Annotated in this window: 12 protein-coding genes; 9 read left to right on the top strand and 3 right to left on the bottom strand. The window is 63.6% G+C overall.

The window, feature by feature from the left end:
* Positions 1-211: 211 nt before the first annotated feature.
* A complete protein-coding gene (locus WCE05_RS20395) occupies positions 212-2,476 on the top strand; it encodes a bifunctional diguanylate cyclase/phosphodiesterase (protein WP_253091444.1) in 2,265 nt (754 codons plus the stop codon).
* Here the strand turns inward: WCE05_RS20395 and WCE05_RS20400 are convergent.
* Entirely contained in the window at positions 2,376-3,263 is an 888-nt protein-coding gene (locus WCE05_RS20400; protein ID WP_225788169.1) for an NAD(P)-dependent oxidoreductase, read from the bottom strand. The genes WCE05_RS20395 and WCE05_RS20400 overlap by 101 nt on opposite strands.
* A gap of 196 nt (positions 3,264-3,459) precedes the next feature.
* Here WCE05_RS20400 and WCE05_RS20405 point away from each other — a divergent pair, with 196 nt between their 5' ends.
* A complete protein-coding gene (locus WCE05_RS20405; RefSeq protein ID WP_225788168.1) occupies positions 3,460-5,643 on the top strand; it encodes a hypothetical protein in 2,184 nt (727 codons plus the stop codon).
* Between the two features lie 291 nt (positions 5,644-5,934).
* On the opposite strand, the gene WCE05_RS20410 is transcribed toward WCE05_RS20405, so the two are convergent.
* Positions 5,935-6,240 carry a DUF2288 domain-containing protein gene (locus WCE05_RS20410; protein ID WP_368816455.1) on the bottom strand — a complete coding sequence of 102 codons (306 nt, stop codon included), beginning with the start codon at positions 6,238-6,240 and terminating at the stop codon, positions 5,935-5,937.
* 360 nt (positions 6,241-6,600) lie between these two features.
* Between WCE05_RS20410 and WCE05_RS20415 the strand changes: the two genes are divergently transcribed.
* The 7 genes from WCE05_RS20415 to WCE05_RS20445 all read left to right on the top strand — a co-directional run bounded on the left by WCE05_RS20415 (position 6,601) and on the right by WCE05_RS20445 (position 14,299).
* Positions 6,601-7,719 (top strand): branched-chain amino acid ABC transporter substrate-binding protein, encoded by a 1,119-nt coding sequence (locus WCE05_RS20415; protein WP_368816456.1) that lies wholly within the window; start codon positions 6,601-6,603, stop codon positions 7,717-7,719.
* A gap of 224 nt (positions 7,720-7,943) precedes the next feature.
* Positions 7,944-8,867: a high-affinity branched-chain amino acid ABC transporter permease LivH gene (gene livH, locus WCE05_RS20420; protein WP_225788165.1), complete on the top strand. Its 924-nt coding sequence runs from the start codon at positions 7,944-7,946 to the stop codon at positions 8,865-8,867.
* Positions 8,864-10,120 (top strand): high-affinity branched-chain amino acid ABC transporter permease LivM, encoded by a 1,257-nt coding sequence (locus WCE05_RS20425; protein ID WP_368816457.1) that lies wholly within the window; start codon positions 8,864-8,866, stop codon positions 10,118-10,120. Before livH ends, WCE05_RS20425 begins: the two co-directional genes overlap by 4 nt.
* Positions 10,117-10,884, top strand: coding sequence for a high-affinity branched-chain amino acid ABC transporter ATP-binding protein LivG (gene livG, locus WCE05_RS20430; RefSeq protein WP_225788163.1), 768 nt, complete (start codon positions 10,117-10,119; stop codon positions 10,882-10,884). Before WCE05_RS20425 ends, livG begins: the two co-directional genes overlap by 4 nt.
* Positions 10,885-11,586, top strand: a complete 702-nt coding sequence (locus WCE05_RS20435) for an ABC transporter ATP-binding protein (protein ID WP_225788162.1) — start codon at positions 10,885-10,887, stop codon at positions 11,584-11,586.
* A gap of 319 nt (positions 11,587-11,905) precedes the next feature.
* On the top strand, positions 11,906-12,580 hold the full coding sequence (locus WCE05_RS20440; RefSeq protein ID WP_225788161.1) for a COG3650 family protein: 675 nt from the start codon (positions 11,906-11,908) through the stop codon (positions 12,578-12,580).
* Positions 12,581-12,685: 105 nt separating this feature from the next.
* Positions 12,686-14,299, top strand: a complete 1,614-nt coding sequence (locus WCE05_RS20445) for an NAD(P)/FAD-dependent oxidoreductase (RefSeq protein WP_225788160.1) — start codon at positions 12,686-12,688, stop codon at positions 14,297-14,299.
* 68 nt (positions 14,300-14,367) lie between these two features.
* Here WCE05_RS20445 and WCE05_RS20450 read toward each other — a convergent pair whose 3' ends face one another.
* Positions 14,368-14,832: a glycine zipper 2TM domain-containing protein gene (locus tag WCE05_RS20450; protein ID WP_225788159.1), complete on the bottom strand. Its 465-nt coding sequence runs from the start codon at positions 14,830-14,832 to the stop codon at positions 14,368-14,370.
* Positions 14,833-14,960: the final 128 nt, after the last annotated feature.

Genomic DNA, 14,960 nt, shown 5'->3' on the forward strand with positions numbered 1-14,960 from the left:
CCCATCGCTGGCAAGCTGGCGATGGGCACGAAGCGGCCTCATGGAATTTCCCACCGCCCTTAGATCTCCCCGCTATCAAGCCAATATCCAAATGATTGAAATCAAAGTGCCATCAATCAGGAAGGCTTAATCACCCGTTCCTATACTGCTGCTCAACGGTCTCCGTGAGGACTTCCTGGAGACGCGCGAGAACTCGACGAAGAGGCAAGCAATGGAATGGCTGGGACTGCAATTGTTCGCCGAGCTGCCGACCAGCGGACAGATCGTTCTCGACTGCCGTCATGAACCTTTCATGGTCGTGCTCGCCTATGCGGTGGCCTGCGCGGCATGCTTCGCCACCCTCGACATGGCCGAACGCCAATGCCACAGCGAAGACGACGCCGCGCGCCGGCAATGGCGCATGCTCGGCGCCTGCTGCCTGGCCGGCGGTATCTGGGCCATGCACTTCATCAGCATGCTGGCGTTCCAGGCGCCCCTGGAGATCCACTACGACGTGCCCTTGACCGGGCTGTCGCTGCTGATCGCCCTGCTCGCCGCCTGGCTGGCGATGAACACCCTCGACCGCAGCGCGATGCGCCCGCGCCACTACCTGCAGGCCGCGCTGTTCATCGGGCTGGGCATCACCCTGATGCACTATGTCGGCATGGCCGCGCTGCAGGCCAGTGCCCAGCAGTATTACCAGGCCGGCCTGGTAGTGGCGTCCCTGGGCATCGCCATCGCCACCAGCCTGCTGGCCCTGTTGATGGCCCGCTACTTCAGCAATGGCGCCGGCACCCTGCACCTGGTGCTGAAGTACGGCGCCAGCCTGCTGATGGCCGCCGGCATCGTGGCCACCCATTTCACCGGCATGGCCGCGATGACCCTGGTGATCCCGGCCGACACCGCCCTGCGCCTGCCCTCGGTGGACAACAGCCTGCAACTGGGGCTGACCCTCGCCTCGATCACCTTGCTGATCTGTGGCGGCAGCATCAGCGCGGCGCTGTCGGACAAGAAGCTGCAAAGCAAGGAACGCGACCTGCGCCGGGTCAACGTGCTGCTCAGCCAGCTCGACCAGGCCCGAGTCTCGCTGCAGCAGGCCGCCCACTACGATGCCCTGACCAACCTGGTCAACCGCCGAGGCTTCAACCAGGTATTCGCCGAACGTCTGGTGGAACACAGTGCCAACGACGGCATGCTGGCCGTCATGTTCCTCGACATCGATCACTTCAAGCGGATCAACGACAGCCTCGGCCATGCCGCCGGCGACGAGTTGCTCAAGGTGATCGCCGACCACATCAAGGCCGCCACCCGCAACCAGGACCTGGTGGCGCGTTTCGGTGGCGACGAATTCTGCATCGTCACCAGCCTCAACAGCCGCGAGGAAGCACGCCACCTGGCCCAGCGCATCATGCAACGGATGAAAGAGCCAATCGACCTGGGCGGGCGGCGCATGGTCATGACCACCAGCATCGGCATCAGCATCTTCCCCGATGACGGCCGCACCGCCGAAGAACTGCTCAAGAACGCCGACCTGGCGCTGTACCAGTCCAAGGGCTGCGGGCGCAACAGCCTGAACTTCTTCGACAACGGCCTGAAGACCCGCGCCACCCTGGAGCTGCAACTGGAGGAAGAGCTGCGCCTGGCCCTGCTCGAAGAATGCGGCCTGTGCGTGCACTACCAGCCGATCTTCGACCTGCACAACGGCCAGGTGGCCAAGCTCGAAGCCCTGGTGCGCTGGCAGCATCCGCAACATGGGCTGCTCGCCCCCGACCGTTTCATCGGTATCGCCGAGACCAACGGCCTGATCGTCGACCTTGATCTATGGGTGCTGCGCCGCGCCTGCGAAGACCTGGCCCGGCTCAACCGCCACGGCTATGGCGCGCTCAAGGTCACGGTCAATTGCTCGGCAGTGACCCTGGGGCGCGAGGAGTTGGCCAGCGAGGTGGAGATGGCGCTGTTCCAGGCCGGCCTGACACCTCGCCAACTGGAACTGGAAGTCACCGAGAATGCCCTGATGGGCGATATCCAGCGCACCGTCAGCCTGCTCAAGCGCATCCGCGCCCAGGGCGTGGCCCTGTCGATCGACGACTTCGGTACCGGCTATTCATCGCTGGCCTACCTCAAGCGCCTGCCCCTGGACGTGCTGAAGATCGACCGCTCGTTCATCCAGGACGTGCCGGGTAGCCAGAAGGACCGCGAGATCGTCCAGGCGATCATCATCATGGCCCATACCCTGCACCTGCAGGTGGTCTGCGAAGGCGTCGAGACCGTGGAGCAGCACGAGTTCCTCGCCGCCCACGGCTGCGACTTCCTCCAGGGCTACCTGCTCAGCCGCCCGGTGCCACTGGCCGAGCTACGCCCGATCCTCGAACGGCTCGACCGCCAGGACAGCGACTTCAGCCCTTGTTGCGATACAGTTCTACCAGGGTCGCTGGATCTTTTTGCAGATAGCCCTGGCTACCGTGCAAGCGCATCAATTGCGCGGCGAGGCCACTGAGCGGCGTTGCCGAGCCCTGCTCGCGCGAGAACTTCACTGCAGTATCCAGGTCCTTGAGCAATGTGCGCACGTGCCACTTGATCGGCTCGAAACGGCTCTCGGCCATCTGTGGCGCGAGGATCTGCAACGGCTTGGAGTCGGCGAAACCGCCTGCCAGGGCCTCGGCGATCAGCCGCGCATCGACCCCGGACTGCTCGGCCAGGGCCACCACCTCGGCGATCACCAGGGCATTGCAGGCCACGATCATCTGGTTGCAGGCCTTGGTCACTTGGCCCGCACCGATGCCCCCCATGTGGGTCACCCGCTGGCCCAGGGTCAGCAGCACCGGGCGCGCCCGCGCCAGGTCCTCGGCCTCGCCGCCGACCATGATCGCCAGGGTGCCGGCCTCGGCGCCGGGGGTGCCACCGGATACCGGCGCATCCAGCCAGGCCATGCCGCACAGTGCCGCCAGCTCGGCGGCCATCTCGCGGGTGGCGGTCGGCTCCAGGCTGGAGAAGTCCACCAGCAACTGGCCACTGCGCCCGCCCTGGGCCACGCCCTGCTCGCCGAACACCACCTCGCGCACCACCGCCGTATCGGCCAGGCACAGCAGCACCATGTCCGTGTCACGGCACAGCTCGGCGGGGCTGGCGGCCAGGCGCGCGCCGGCGGCAACCAGTTCGGCGCACTTCTGCGGGCTACGGTTCCAGACCGTCAGCGGGTAGCCCGCGGCCAGCAGGCGCCGGCACATCGGCAGGCCCATCAGGCCGATTCCGGCGAATCCCAGCGAAGGCAATGCAGTACTCATGAGCAACTCCAGGCAGATGATTAAAGAAGCAGGGCAATCGGGCGATGCACTGCGAAGGCGACAAGACAACTCACGGGATATAAGGCAAACCCCTATCGCCTACGTGAAAGGCGCACTGATACAGTCGCGAAATTTCCCAATGATGGCTAGATGACATACCTGTCGACGGCCCACCACCCAAGGCGAATGGCGCACTATGACCTCTACCAACACTTCTGCCAATGCGCTGCCCGAGTCGTCGATCCCCTCTTCCTCGCCGGCCGCGCTGTCCCCGCGGGACCTGCAGCCCACGCGCCTGCTGCCGACGCAACAATACCTCTACTACACCGAGCAGGACATCCAGCGCATCCTCGACAACCTCGACGGCCTGCGCGACCTGGTGTTCCCGCAGAACCTGCACGTCGAGGACGAAAGCCAGCTACGCCTCGAACAGCAGTTCCCCTCGGTGTGCCTGATCGGCCTGGGCCGCTGCGGCTCGAACATCGCCCTGGACGTGGCAGAACTGGTCTACAACGCCCGCACCTTCTTCCTCAACGAGTTCAACAACGAGGAGCGCAACAAGGGCGAGGCCGGCTACAGCCCGGCACGCTGGATCCGCCAGAACCTGCGCCTGGTGCAGAACAAGGTGGCGAAGCCGGTATTCCTGGTCGAGCCGCTGGTGATGCTGGGCGACCTGGACAAGGACATCGCCGGGCGCATCCGCTTCTCGCGCAAGGGCGAGCGCGGGGGCTTCCTGCGCGACTACAGCAAGATGAAGATCATGGACCTGTCCGAGGTCCACGCCGGCGGTGCCGGCAATGCGCCGATCCTCGGCCAGTACCTGGCCAAGATCATCCTCAACAAGGACACCCAGCGCTTCTCCAGCAGCGACTGGAAGCTGATCCACTCGTACCTGATCGACTCCTGCGGTATCAAGGCCAACCAGTCGCGTCTGTATTTCTACATCTTCAGCGCCGGTGGCGGCACTGGCTCGGGCATGGCCTCGGAGTTCGGCCTGGCCCAGCAGTACTCGTACATGAACAAAACCTTCGACACCAAGCCGGCCGACGAGAATGACGGCAAGAGCGGGCATTCGTTCGTCTTCGAGCCGATCTTCACCAGCGGCATCTGCGTACTGCCGAACGTTTCCGACCATCGCAGCGAGATGTCCGAAGCCCTGCACATCAACGCCGGGCGCTTGCTGTGCAAGTACCTCTCGGAAGAGTGGGACTTCTCGTACAACTTCGACAACGAAGACAGCAGCGAAGCCAGCGTCATGGGCCGCATCCGCCCGTGGAACGCGATGATGCTGATTTCCAACGACATCATGCGCTACGCCGAGGAGAACGACGACGGCACGATCCAGAACATCGACGTCAACGCCATGGAGAAGCACGCCAACCAGTACATCTCCCAGCAGATCTTCAACATCCTCACGGCCCAGGCGGTGACCACCGACTACGACCAGAACTACTTCCGCCGTGCCGGCATCGATATCGGCGAGACCATTCGCCTGGATGCCAACGACCTGTTCATGAGCCTGGCCGGCCCGGTGGCCATCGCCTATGCCGAATCGGTGGTGCCGGAGCAGCCTGTGCCCGGTTCGGACAAGTTCAAGGTGTTCGAGAAGGAAAACCCGCGACTGGACATCGACGACCTGTTCCTGCGCTCCATCGACCTGCCGCACTTCAACAAGCAGACCCAGGCCATCGAAGGCATCAGCCTGCTGCCGATCGAGTCACGCCGCTACCGCGCGGCCCTGGAGCAGTACCAGGCTTCGGGCTACGACGCGGCGGCGCTGCATGACCTGCACTTTTTCAAGAACTGCTCGTCGGTGGTGTCGATCGTTTCGCTGCCCAAGGACTACAAGCTGTCGTACATGGACCTGAACCGGCTCAAGACGCACCTCAACAGCCTGTTCCCCAACACCACCCTCAAGCGCTACGCCCTGGTGATCGGCGCCTCGGCCAACCTCTCGCTGACCACCCTGATCGCCAAGAGCCCGTGCCTGTCGGACGACTTCCTGACCTTGATCGTGGCCTTCATCAAGCGCTGCTTCGCCCGCAACCCGTATCGCTTCGACGACACCCTGGACAACGCCATCCTCGAGTTCATCACCAGCGAGCAGTTCGACGAGGCACGCATCGACGAGTTGCTCAACGAGTTCGAGAACCCGGCGAAGATCCTCGACACCAACTGGTATGCGATCAAGCCGATGTACGAGAAGAAGTACCGCGAACTGATCAATGACAAGAGCCGCTTCGTCTCGATCAACGACATCCGCCTGTCGCGCGACTGCGTGAAGAAGGCGGTGAAGTACCTGCGCGAGATCTTCCGCCACCGGATCGGCAAGACGCGGGTGATCTCGCTGAACAACCATACCGGGCGGGTCGACTACTGACGGCACGGGGCCGCTTCGCGCCCATCGCCGGCAAGCCGGCTCCCACAGGTATTGTGCTGATCCCAAAAGCAGCGCAATACCCTGCAAATCACATCATTTGCAATCGACTCAACCCTGTGGGAGCCGGCTTGCCGGCGATGGGCGCGAAGCGGCCCCCATTACGCATACCGTAAACTGTTACCGCGCAGCCGAATCACTCACCCGACTGTTACCAACATCCACCCCACCTGAACGTCGATACGCACCAGCACGGAAGACCTGTGCGTTTTCACGCACCAAAAAAGCGCAGCCTCACTGCGCTTTCTTCTCTTGCATCACCACGAATGGCGAAACCACCACCGCCCAGAGCTGCGGATCGCGGTTCTGCAGGTCTAGCGCCTGCTGCGCAGTGACCGGGGCGACAGTGCCATCGTTACGCCACTTGGCGAAGATCTCGCTGCGATTCTCGGCCATCGCCTCGGCAACGGCGATCAGGTCCAAGCTCGGGTCGACCCAAATCAGGTCACCCTTGGCCCAGAAACGCTCCAGTGCCTTCCACTCGATGATTGCCGTCTCGCCGAGCAATTTGGCATAGAGGGTGCTTGCTTGATCAGTCATGGGTTCCTACCAGCAGAAAAACGGCCAATGAAAAGGCCGGCATTTTTGCAGAAAAACCCGGTTTCAAATATGTAATTTGGTCGATTGGCCCCGAACTTGTGGGGTGGGGCCAGGGATGCAGGCAAAGTAATGGCGCTTTTCTGTATCTTTGTGTCGACCAGGCGACACCCTGGGAAACAGACGCTTTTCGCCCGCTTTTCAAGCGCTTGGACAGCGCTCTACACTGTACCGGTACAGTTCCGGGACACGTTCCGGGGGAAGGTGGGCTTGCGACATGGCGTGGCCATGCCGGCGTTCCCGCCCGATCTGTAGCCCTGGCCGCCAGGACTATAAGAATTACAACAGAATGAGTGGAGCACTATGATCAAGATTTCCAAGCTGTTCGCCGCAATGGTCCTGGCCGGGGTCGCCAGCCATTCGTTTGCCGCCGACACCATCAAGATCGGTATCGCCGGTCCCAAGACCGGTCCGGTCACCCAGTACGGCGACATGCAGTTCATCGGCGCCAAACAAGCCATCGAGGACATCAACGCCAAGGGCGGCGTCGACGGCAAGATGCTCGAGGCCAAGGAATACGACGACGCGTGCGACCCGAAACAGGCCGTCGCGGTCGCCAACAAGGTGGTCAACGATGGCGTCAAGTTCGTGGTCGGCCACCTGTGCTCCAGCTCCACCCAGCCTGCGTCCGACATCTACGAAGACGAAGGCGTGATCATGATCACCCCAGCCGCCACCAGCCCGGAAATCACCGCCCGTGGCTACAAGCTGGTGTTCCGCACCATCGGCCTGGACAGCGCCCAGGGCCCGGCCGCCGGCAACTACATCGCCGACCACGTCAAGCCGAAGGTCGTCGCGGTCCTGCACGACAAGCAGCAGTACGGCGAAGGCATCGCCACCGCGGTCAAGCAGACCCTCGAAGGCAAGGGCGTCAAGGTCGCCGTCTTCGAAGGCCTGAACGCCGGTGACAAGGACTTCTCCTCGATCATCCAGAAGCTCAAGCAGAACAACGTCGACTTCGTCTACTACGGCGGCTACCACCCAGAGCTGGGCCTGATCCTGCGCCAGTCGAAGGAAAAAGGCCTGAACGCCAAGTTCATGGGCCCGGAAGGCGTGGGCAACGACTCCATCTCGCAGATCGCCCAGAGCGCCTCCGAAGGCCTGCTGGTGACTCTGCCCAAGTCCTTCGACGCGGATCCTGCGAACAAGGCGATCGTCGACGCCATCAAGGGTGACGGCAAGGATCCGAGCGGTCCGTTCGTGTTCCCGGCCTACTCCGCCGTCCAGGTGATCGCCGATGGCATCAAGGCCGCCGGCACCAGCGACGACGCCGAGAAAGTCGCCGAGGAAATCCACAAGGGCACCTTCCACACCCCGACCGGCGACCTGTCGTTCGACGAGAAAGGCGACCTGAAGGACTTCAAGTTCGTGGTCTACGAATGGCACTTCGGCAAGCCGAAGACCGAAGTCTCCCCTCAGTAACAGCGTGACTAGCTAACTGGAAGCCCACTGTGTGAGCAGTGGGCTTTGTTTTACGAGGTTCATGGGCCCGATTCCCGCGATCCGGGAGGGGGTTCACCTGAAAATCTTAAAACCGTCACCCGCGGTTCCCTGGCCGTGCCCACCCTCGTTGCCAACGCCTACGAGGCGAGCCGGGTTCATCACCCGCCAGCGAAATGCTAATCAGGTTTTTAGGAGCGCTGTAAATGCCTGAGATCTACCATTTCTTCCAACAACTGGTTAATGGATTGACCATCGGCAGCACCTACGCCTTGATCGCCATCGGCTACACGATGGTGTACGGCATCATCGGCATGATCAACTTCGCCCATGGCGAGGTGTACATGATCGGTTCCTACGTGGCCTTCATCGCCCTGGCGGGCCTGGCCATGATGGGCATCGACTCGCTGCCGCTACTGATGGCCGTGGCGTTCATCGCCACCATGGTCGTGACCAGTGCCTATGGCTATAGCATCGAACGGGTCGCCTACCGGCCGTTGCGCAACAGCAACCGCCTGATCCCGCTGATCTCCGCCATCGGTATGTCGATCTTCCTGCAGAACACCGTCCTGCTGTCGCAGGACTCCAAGGACAAGTCCATCCCCAACCTGATCCCGGGCTCCTTCTCCTTCGGGCCGGGCGGCGCGCAAGAGGTGCTGGTGTCCTACATGCAGATCCTGGTCTTCGTGGTCACCCTCGTGGCCATGACCTGCCTGACCCTGTTCATCTCCCGTTCCCGTCTGGGTCGCGCCTGCCGCGCCTGCGCCGAGGACCTCAAGATGGCCAACCTGCTGGGCATCAACACCAACAACATCATCGCCCTGACCTTCGTCATCGGTGCCGCCCTGGCGGCGGTGGCGGCCGTACTGCTGAGCATGCAGTACGGGGTGATCAACCCCAACGCCGGCTTCCTGGTGGGCCTGAAGGCCTTCACCGCGGCGGTACTGGGCGGCATCGGCAGCATCCCGGGCGCCATGCTCGGCGGGCTGGTGCTGGGCGTGGCGGAAGCCTTCGGCGCCGACATCTTCGGCGACCAGTACAAGGACGTGGTGGCGTTCGGCCTGTTGGTTCTCGTCTTGCTGTTCCGGCCGACCGGCATCCTGGGCCGTCCGGAGGTTGAAAAAGTATGAACAGACATCTCAAACAGGCGCTGTTCAGCGCCGCCCTGGTCTGGGCCGTGGCCTTCCCGGTGCTGGGCCTGAAACTCAGCATCGACGGCATCCGGCTGGTGGTCCACAGCCAGGGCCCGTTCACCCTCACGGTCATCACCGTCTGCTCGGTACTGATGTTCCTGCGCGTGCTGTTCGACAAGCAATGGAACTCGATGATGCGCGGGCGCCCCGAGCGCAAGCTGATCCCCCCAGCCGTCAGCAACTACCTGACCCTGCCCAAGACCCAGCGCTGGGTGATCCTGGGCCTGATCGTGGTGGCGCTGGTCTGGCCGTTCTTCGGCTCGCGTGGCGCGGTCGACATCGCCACCCTGATCCTGATCTACGTGTTGCTGGGCCTGGGCCTGAACATCGTGGTGGGCCTTGCCGGCCTGCTCGACCTGGGCTACGTCGGCTTCTACGCCGTCGGCGCCTACAGCTACGCCCTGCTGTCGCACTACTACGGCCTGAGCTTCTGGGTGTGCCTGCCGATCGCCGGCCTGATGGCGGCCATCTTCGGCTTCCTGCTGGGCTTCCCGGTGCTGCGCCTGCGCGGTGACTACCTGGCGATCGTGACCCTGGGCTTTGGCGAGATCATCCGCCTGTTCCTGCGCAACCTCACCAGCCTCACGGGCGGCCCCAACGGCATCAGCAACATCGACAAGCCGACCTTCTTCGGCCTGACCTTCGAACGCCGCGCCGCCGAGGGGATGCAGACCTTCCACGAGTTCTTCGGCCTGCCGTACAACTCGATCAACAAGGTCATCTTCCTCTACCTGGTAGCCCTGCTGCTGGCGTTGCTGGCGCTGTTCGTCATCAACCGCCTGCTGCGCATGCCGATCGGCCGCGCCTGGGAAGCCCTGCGCGAGGACGAGATCGCCTGCCGTGCCCTGGGCCTGAACCCGACCGTGATCAAGCTGTCGGCCTTCACCCTGGGTGCCTGCTTCGCCGGTTTCGCCGGCAGCTTCTTCGCCGCTCGCCAAGGGCTGGTGACACCGGAGTCGTTCACCTTCATCGAGTCGGCGATCATCCTCGCCATCGTCGTCCTCGGCGGCATGGGTTCGCAGTTGGGCGTGATCCTCGCGGCCATCGTGATGATCCTGTTGCCGGAGCTGATGCGTGAGTTCAGCGAGTACCGCATGCTGATGTTCGGCGCGATGATGGTGTTGATGATGATCTGGCGTCCGCAAGGCCTGCTGCCTATGCAACGTCCACACATGGAGCTGCGTCGATGAGCCGCGAAATTCTGCAAGTCAGCGGCCTGAGCATGCGCTTCGGCGGCTTGTTGGCGGTCAATGGCGTGGGCCTGACCGTCAAGGAAAAACAGGTGGTGGCGCTGATCGGCCCGAACGGCGCCGGCAAGACCACCGTGTTCAACTGCCTGACCGGCTTCTACAAGCCCACTGGCGGCACCATCCTGCTCGATGGCCAGCCGATCCAGGGCCTGGCCGGCCACCAGATCGCCCGCAAGGGCGTGGTGCGGACCTTCCAGAACGTACGCCTGTTCAAGGAAATGACCGCGCTGGAAAACCTGCTGATCGCCCAGCACCGGCACCTGAACACCAACTTCTTCGCCGGCCTGCTCAAGACCCCGAGCTTCCGCCGCAGCGAGAAGGAGGCCATGGAACGGGCCCAGTACTGGCTGGAGAAGGTCAACCTGACCGCCTTCGCCAACCGTACCGCCGGTACCCTGGCCTACGGCCAGCAGCGTCGCCTGGAGATCGCCCGCTGCATGATGACCCAGCCCCGGATCATCATGCTCGACGAGCCGGCCGCTGGCCTCAACCCCCGGGAAACCGAGGACCTCAAGGCCCTGATCAGCTACCTTCGCGAGTCGCACAACGTGACGGTGCTGCTGATCGAGCACGACATGAAGCTGGTGATGAGCATTTCCGACCACATCGTGGTGATCAACCAGGGCACGCCCCTGGCCGACGGCACGCCGGAGGAGATCCGCGGCAACCCTGATGTGATCAAGGCCTACCTGGGGGAGGCGTAAATGCTGAAGTTCGAGAACGTTTCCACCTTCTACGGCAAGATCCAGGCGCTGCACAGCGTCAACGTGGAGATCAACCAGGGCGAGATCGTCACCCTGATCGGCGCCAACGGCGCCGGCAAGTCGACCCTGCTGATGACCCTCTGCGGCTCGCCCCAGGCACACAGCGGCAGCATCACGTACCTGGGCGAGGAGCTGGTCGGCCAGCCTTCCTCGCACATCATGCGCAAGAGCATCGCCGTGGTCCCGGAGGGCCGCCGCGTGTTCGCCCGCCTGACCGTGGAGGAGAACCTGGCCATGGGCGGCTTCTTCACCAGCAAGGGCGACTACCAGGAGCAGTTGGACAGGGTCCTGCAACTGTTCCCGCGCCTGAAGGAGCGCTATGTGCAGCGTGGCGGCACCATGTCCGGCGGCGAGCAGCAGATGCTGGCCATCGGCCGGGCGCTGATGAGCAAGCCCAAGCTGCTGCTGCTCGACGAGCCGTCGCTGGGCCTGGCGCCGATCATCATCCAGCAGATCTTCGACATCATCGAGCAGTTGCGCCGCGATGGCGTGACCGTGTTCCTGGTGGAGCAGAACGCTAACCAGGCGTTGAAGATCGCCGACCGCGCCTACGTGCTGGAGAACGGCCACGTGGTCATGCAGGGCACCGGCGAGGCGTTGCTCAGCGACCCGAAGGTGCGCGACGCCTACCTGGGCGGTTGATCGTCATGGTGTGGAAAAGGGCCTTCGGGCCAACGCCTGTCAGTTAAGCGGCGCTTTGTCATATTTGGGGCTGCCTCGCAGCCCATCGCCGGCAAGCCGGCTTCCCACAGGGACCGCGTCGACCACACATGATGCGGTTTGCACGGGCCATGTGGGAGCTTGCCGGCGATGGGGCGCGAAGCGGCCCCAAATGGCAATTGGGGCTTCGCCCGGCACACCAGACCGCTGCCAACAGAGCGGAACACATGAAACCTTGTGATCGCCCCCCAGGCTGAGTAACGTGGCCACTTCTTTTGCTGGATCGCCCGGAGCCTGCCCCATGCGCGTCACCCCTTCCCTGCTGCTCGTCACCCTGCTCCCCCTGTTCGCAGGCTGCCAGGCGCTGGCGAACAAGCCAACCGACCCGAACATCGGCACCACGCGCATGCAGGGCGAACTGAGTGCCGGAGGTGGCAAGCTGCTGTTCAAGCCCTGCAGCGAAAGCCGCCACTTCGAGGTCAACGACGTGGGGGCCACCGGCCTGCTGCAGGAAGCCGCCAACCTCGCCGAGGATGCTGGCGACACGCTGTTCGCCGACGTGCGCGGCCGCCTTGCCGGCAGCAAGCAGGCCGACAGCGATGGCCGCCTCGACGTGACGCGCCTGTACCGTCTCGAGCCTTCCGCCAATGCCTGCGGCGATCCCAACTTCAAGCAACTGACCCTGCGCGCCGACGGCCATGAACCAGGCTGGGCGATCAAGGCCAGCGGCAAGGGTATGGTCCTGGAACGGCTCGGCCAGGATCCGCTGCCACTGCCCTACCTGGAAGAACAGATGCCCAACGGCGGCCTGAGCCTGTCCAGCGAAGCCAATGGGCAACACATCGAGCTCTGGGTCGCTCCGCAGCGTTGCGTCGACATCGCCACCGGCGCGATACGCCACCTGCGCGCCGAACTGCGCATCGACGGCCAGACCCTGCAAGGCTGCGGCTACTACGGCGGCGCCCGCGACAACTGATCGCCCGGATGCGTTTATCCTGCCAGTCAAGGTGGCGAACAGCTTATACTTGGCGGTTTGTGTAAAGCCGCCGGCCACCCCATGGCCGGGATACTGGATCCTGCCATGCTACGAATCACCGAACTGAAGCTGCCCCTGGACCATTCCGACGAGGCCCTGCGCGAGGCCATCGTCCAGCGCCTGGGCATCCTCGACGAGCAGTTGCTCAGCTTCACCCTGTTCAAGCGCAGCTACGACGCCCGCAAGAAGAACAGCGAGATGCTGTTCATCTACACCATCGACCTGGAAGCGAGCAACGAGGCGCAACTGCTGCACACGTTCGCCGATGACCGCAACATCAGCGTCGCCCCCGACATCAGCTACACATTCGTCGGCCAGGCTCCGGCCAACCAGGTGGAGCGCCCGATCGTGGTCGGCTTCGGCCCCTGTGGCATCTTCGCCGGCCTGTTGCTGGCACAGATGGGCTTTCGACCGATCATCCTCGAGCGCGGCAAGGAAGTGCGCCAGCGCACCAAGGACACCTGGGGCCTGTGGCGCAAGAGCGTGCTCAACCCCGAGTCCAACGTGCAGTTCGGCGAAGGCGGCGCCGGGACCTTCTCCGATGGCAAACTCTACAGCCAGATCAAGGACCCGCTGCACCATGGCCGCAAGGTCTTGGAAGAGTTCGTCAAGGCCGGCGCCCCGGACGAGATCCTCTACATCAGCAAGCCGCACATCGGTACCTTCCGCCTGACCGGCATGGTCGAGAACATGCGCCAGGAAATCATCGCCCTGGGCGGCGAAGTGCGTTTCCAGGAAAAGGTCACCGACCTGCTCATCGACGATGGCCAGCTCAACGGCGTGGTGCTGGAGAGCGGCGAGCAGTTGCATTCGCGCCATGTGGTCCTGGCCCTGGGGCACAGCGCTCGCGACACCTTCCGCATGCTGCACGGCAAGGGCATCTACATGGAAGCCAAGCCGTTTTCCATCGGTTTTCGCATCGAGCACCCACAATCGCTGATCGACAAGGCGCGCCTGGGCAAGTATGCCGGGCACCCGAAACTCGGCGCCGCCGACTACAAGCTGGTGCATCACGCCAGCAACGGCCGCTCGGTCTACAGCTTCTGCATGTGCCCAGGCGGCACCGTGGTCGCCGCCACCAGCGAGCCGGGCCGGGTGGTCACCAATGGCATGAGCCAGTATTCGCGTAACGAGCGCAACGCCAACTCCGGCATCGTCGTCGGCATCGACCCCGAACGCGACTACCCGGGCGGCCCGCTGGCCGGTATCGAGCTGCAGGAGCGCCTGGAAGCCCATGCCTACGTGCTGGGCGGCAGCAACTACCAGGCACCGGCGCAACTGGTCGGCGACTTCGTCGCCGGGCGGCCCTCCACCGAGCTGGGCAGTGTCGAGCCGTCCTACAAACCGGGGGTGACCCTCGGCGACCTGGCACCCAGCCTGCCCGATTTCGCCATCGAGGCCATCCGTGAGGCACTGCCGGCCTTCGATCGCCAGATCAAAGGCTACAACCTGCACGATGCGGTGCTGACCGGCATCGAGACGCGCACCTCCTCGCCCCTGCGCATCACCCGCGACGCCAGCTACCAGAGCCTCAACCTCAAGGGCCTGTTCCCGGCTGGCGAAGGCGCAGGTTACGCCGGCGGCATTCTCTCGGCCGGGGTCGATGGCATTCGCGTCGCCGAGGCGGTGGCGCGGGACATCCTGGGGCTGGATGCCTGACAGCGCCTTGCAGGCAAGAAAAAACCCCGACCGGCCTCGCCGTGTCGGGGTTTGTTTTTAGTGCAACTTCAGTGAGTGACGCGGCTGGTACCGTCAACGGTCATGATGCGTACCCGCTCGCCGACGCGGAAGATCTCGTTCTGCTGCACTTCCTGCACATAGGCGCGCATGCTGCCGTCGTCCTCGCGCACAGTGATCTCGACACCCTGGGTGCGGGTCAGGCCTTCCTCGGCGGCAGAACCGGCCAGGCCACCGGCAACGGCACCGATCACCGCAGCCACGATGCTGCCACGGCCACCCCCCACGGCGCTGCCGGCCACGCCACCGACGATCGCGCCCGCGCCACCGCCGATCGGGGTCTTGGTACCTTCGATCTTCACCGGGCGCAGGGATTCGATAGTGCCCATGCGCACGGTCTGCACGCGACGGGCCTCATCCCGGGAATAGCTGTCGCCCGTCAGGTTCGAGGCACAACCGCCGAGCAGCAGCGACATGGTGGTGAAGCTCGCCACCAGCAAAACGGATTTACGCATGGGATAACTCTCCATAGGTCATGTGTCCATTAGACGCCGTGGATTGACGACTGTCACGGCGCAAAGGTTATAAAATTGTTTTCATTCAGCTCAGGTACAGCCTGCGCCGGCTGTGTTGCGGCTAAACA

This window comes from Pseudomonas sp. I2 (assembly GCF_040984075.1).
In the GTDB taxonomy this organism is placed as follows: Bacteria; Pseudomonadota; Gammaproteobacteria; order Pseudomonadales; family Pseudomonadaceae; genus Aquipseudomonas; species Aquipseudomonas guariconensis_B.

What these genes read in the sequence shown, in the direction of transcription:
- WCE05_RS20435 (WP_225788162.1), top strand. Translation starts at nt 10,885, where the DNA reads ATGCTGAAGTTCGAGAACGTTTCCACCTTCTACGGCAAGATCCAGGCG.
- WCE05_RS20450 (WP_225788159.1), bottom strand. Translation starts at nt 14,832, where the DNA reads ATGCGTAAATCCGTTTTGCTGGTGGCGAGCTTCACCACCATGTCGCTG.
- WCE05_RS20395 (WP_253091444.1), top strand. Translation starts at nt 212, where the DNA reads ATGGAATGGCTGGGACTGCAATTGTTCGCCGAGCTGCCGACCAGCGGA.
- WCE05_RS20440 (WP_225788161.1), top strand. Translation starts at nt 11,906, where the DNA reads ATGCGCGTCACCCCTTCCCTGCTGCTCGTCACCCTGCTCCCCCTGTTC.
- livG (WP_225788163.1), top strand. Translation starts at nt 10,117, where the DNA reads ATGAGCCGCGAAATTCTGCAAGTCAGCGGCCTGAGCATGCGCTTCGGC.
- WCE05_RS20425 (WP_368816457.1), top strand. Translation starts at nt 8,864, where the DNA reads ATGAACAGACATCTCAAACAGGCGCTGTTCAGCGCCGCCCTGGTCTGG.
- WCE05_RS20445 (WP_225788160.1), top strand. Translation starts at nt 12,686, where the DNA reads ATGCTACGAATCACCGAACTGAAGCTGCCCCTGGACCATTCCGACGAG.
- WCE05_RS20405 (WP_225788168.1), top strand. Translation starts at nt 3,460, where the DNA reads ATGACCTCTACCAACACTTCTGCCAATGCGCTGCCCGAGTCGTCGATC.
- livH (WP_225788165.1), top strand. Translation starts at nt 7,944, where the DNA reads ATGCCTGAGATCTACCATTTCTTCCAACAACTGGTTAATGGATTGACC.
- WCE05_RS20415 (WP_368816456.1), top strand. Translation starts at nt 6,601, where the DNA reads ATGATCAAGATTTCCAAGCTGTTCGCCGCAATGGTCCTGGCCGGGGTC.
- WCE05_RS20400 (WP_225788169.1), bottom strand. Translation starts at nt 3,263, where the DNA reads ATGAGTACTGCATTGCCTTCGCTGGGATTCGCCGGAATCGGCCTGATG.
- WCE05_RS20410 (WP_368816455.1), bottom strand. Translation starts at nt 6,240, where the DNA reads ATGACTGATCAAGCAAGCACCCTCTATGCCAAATTGCTCGGCGAGACG.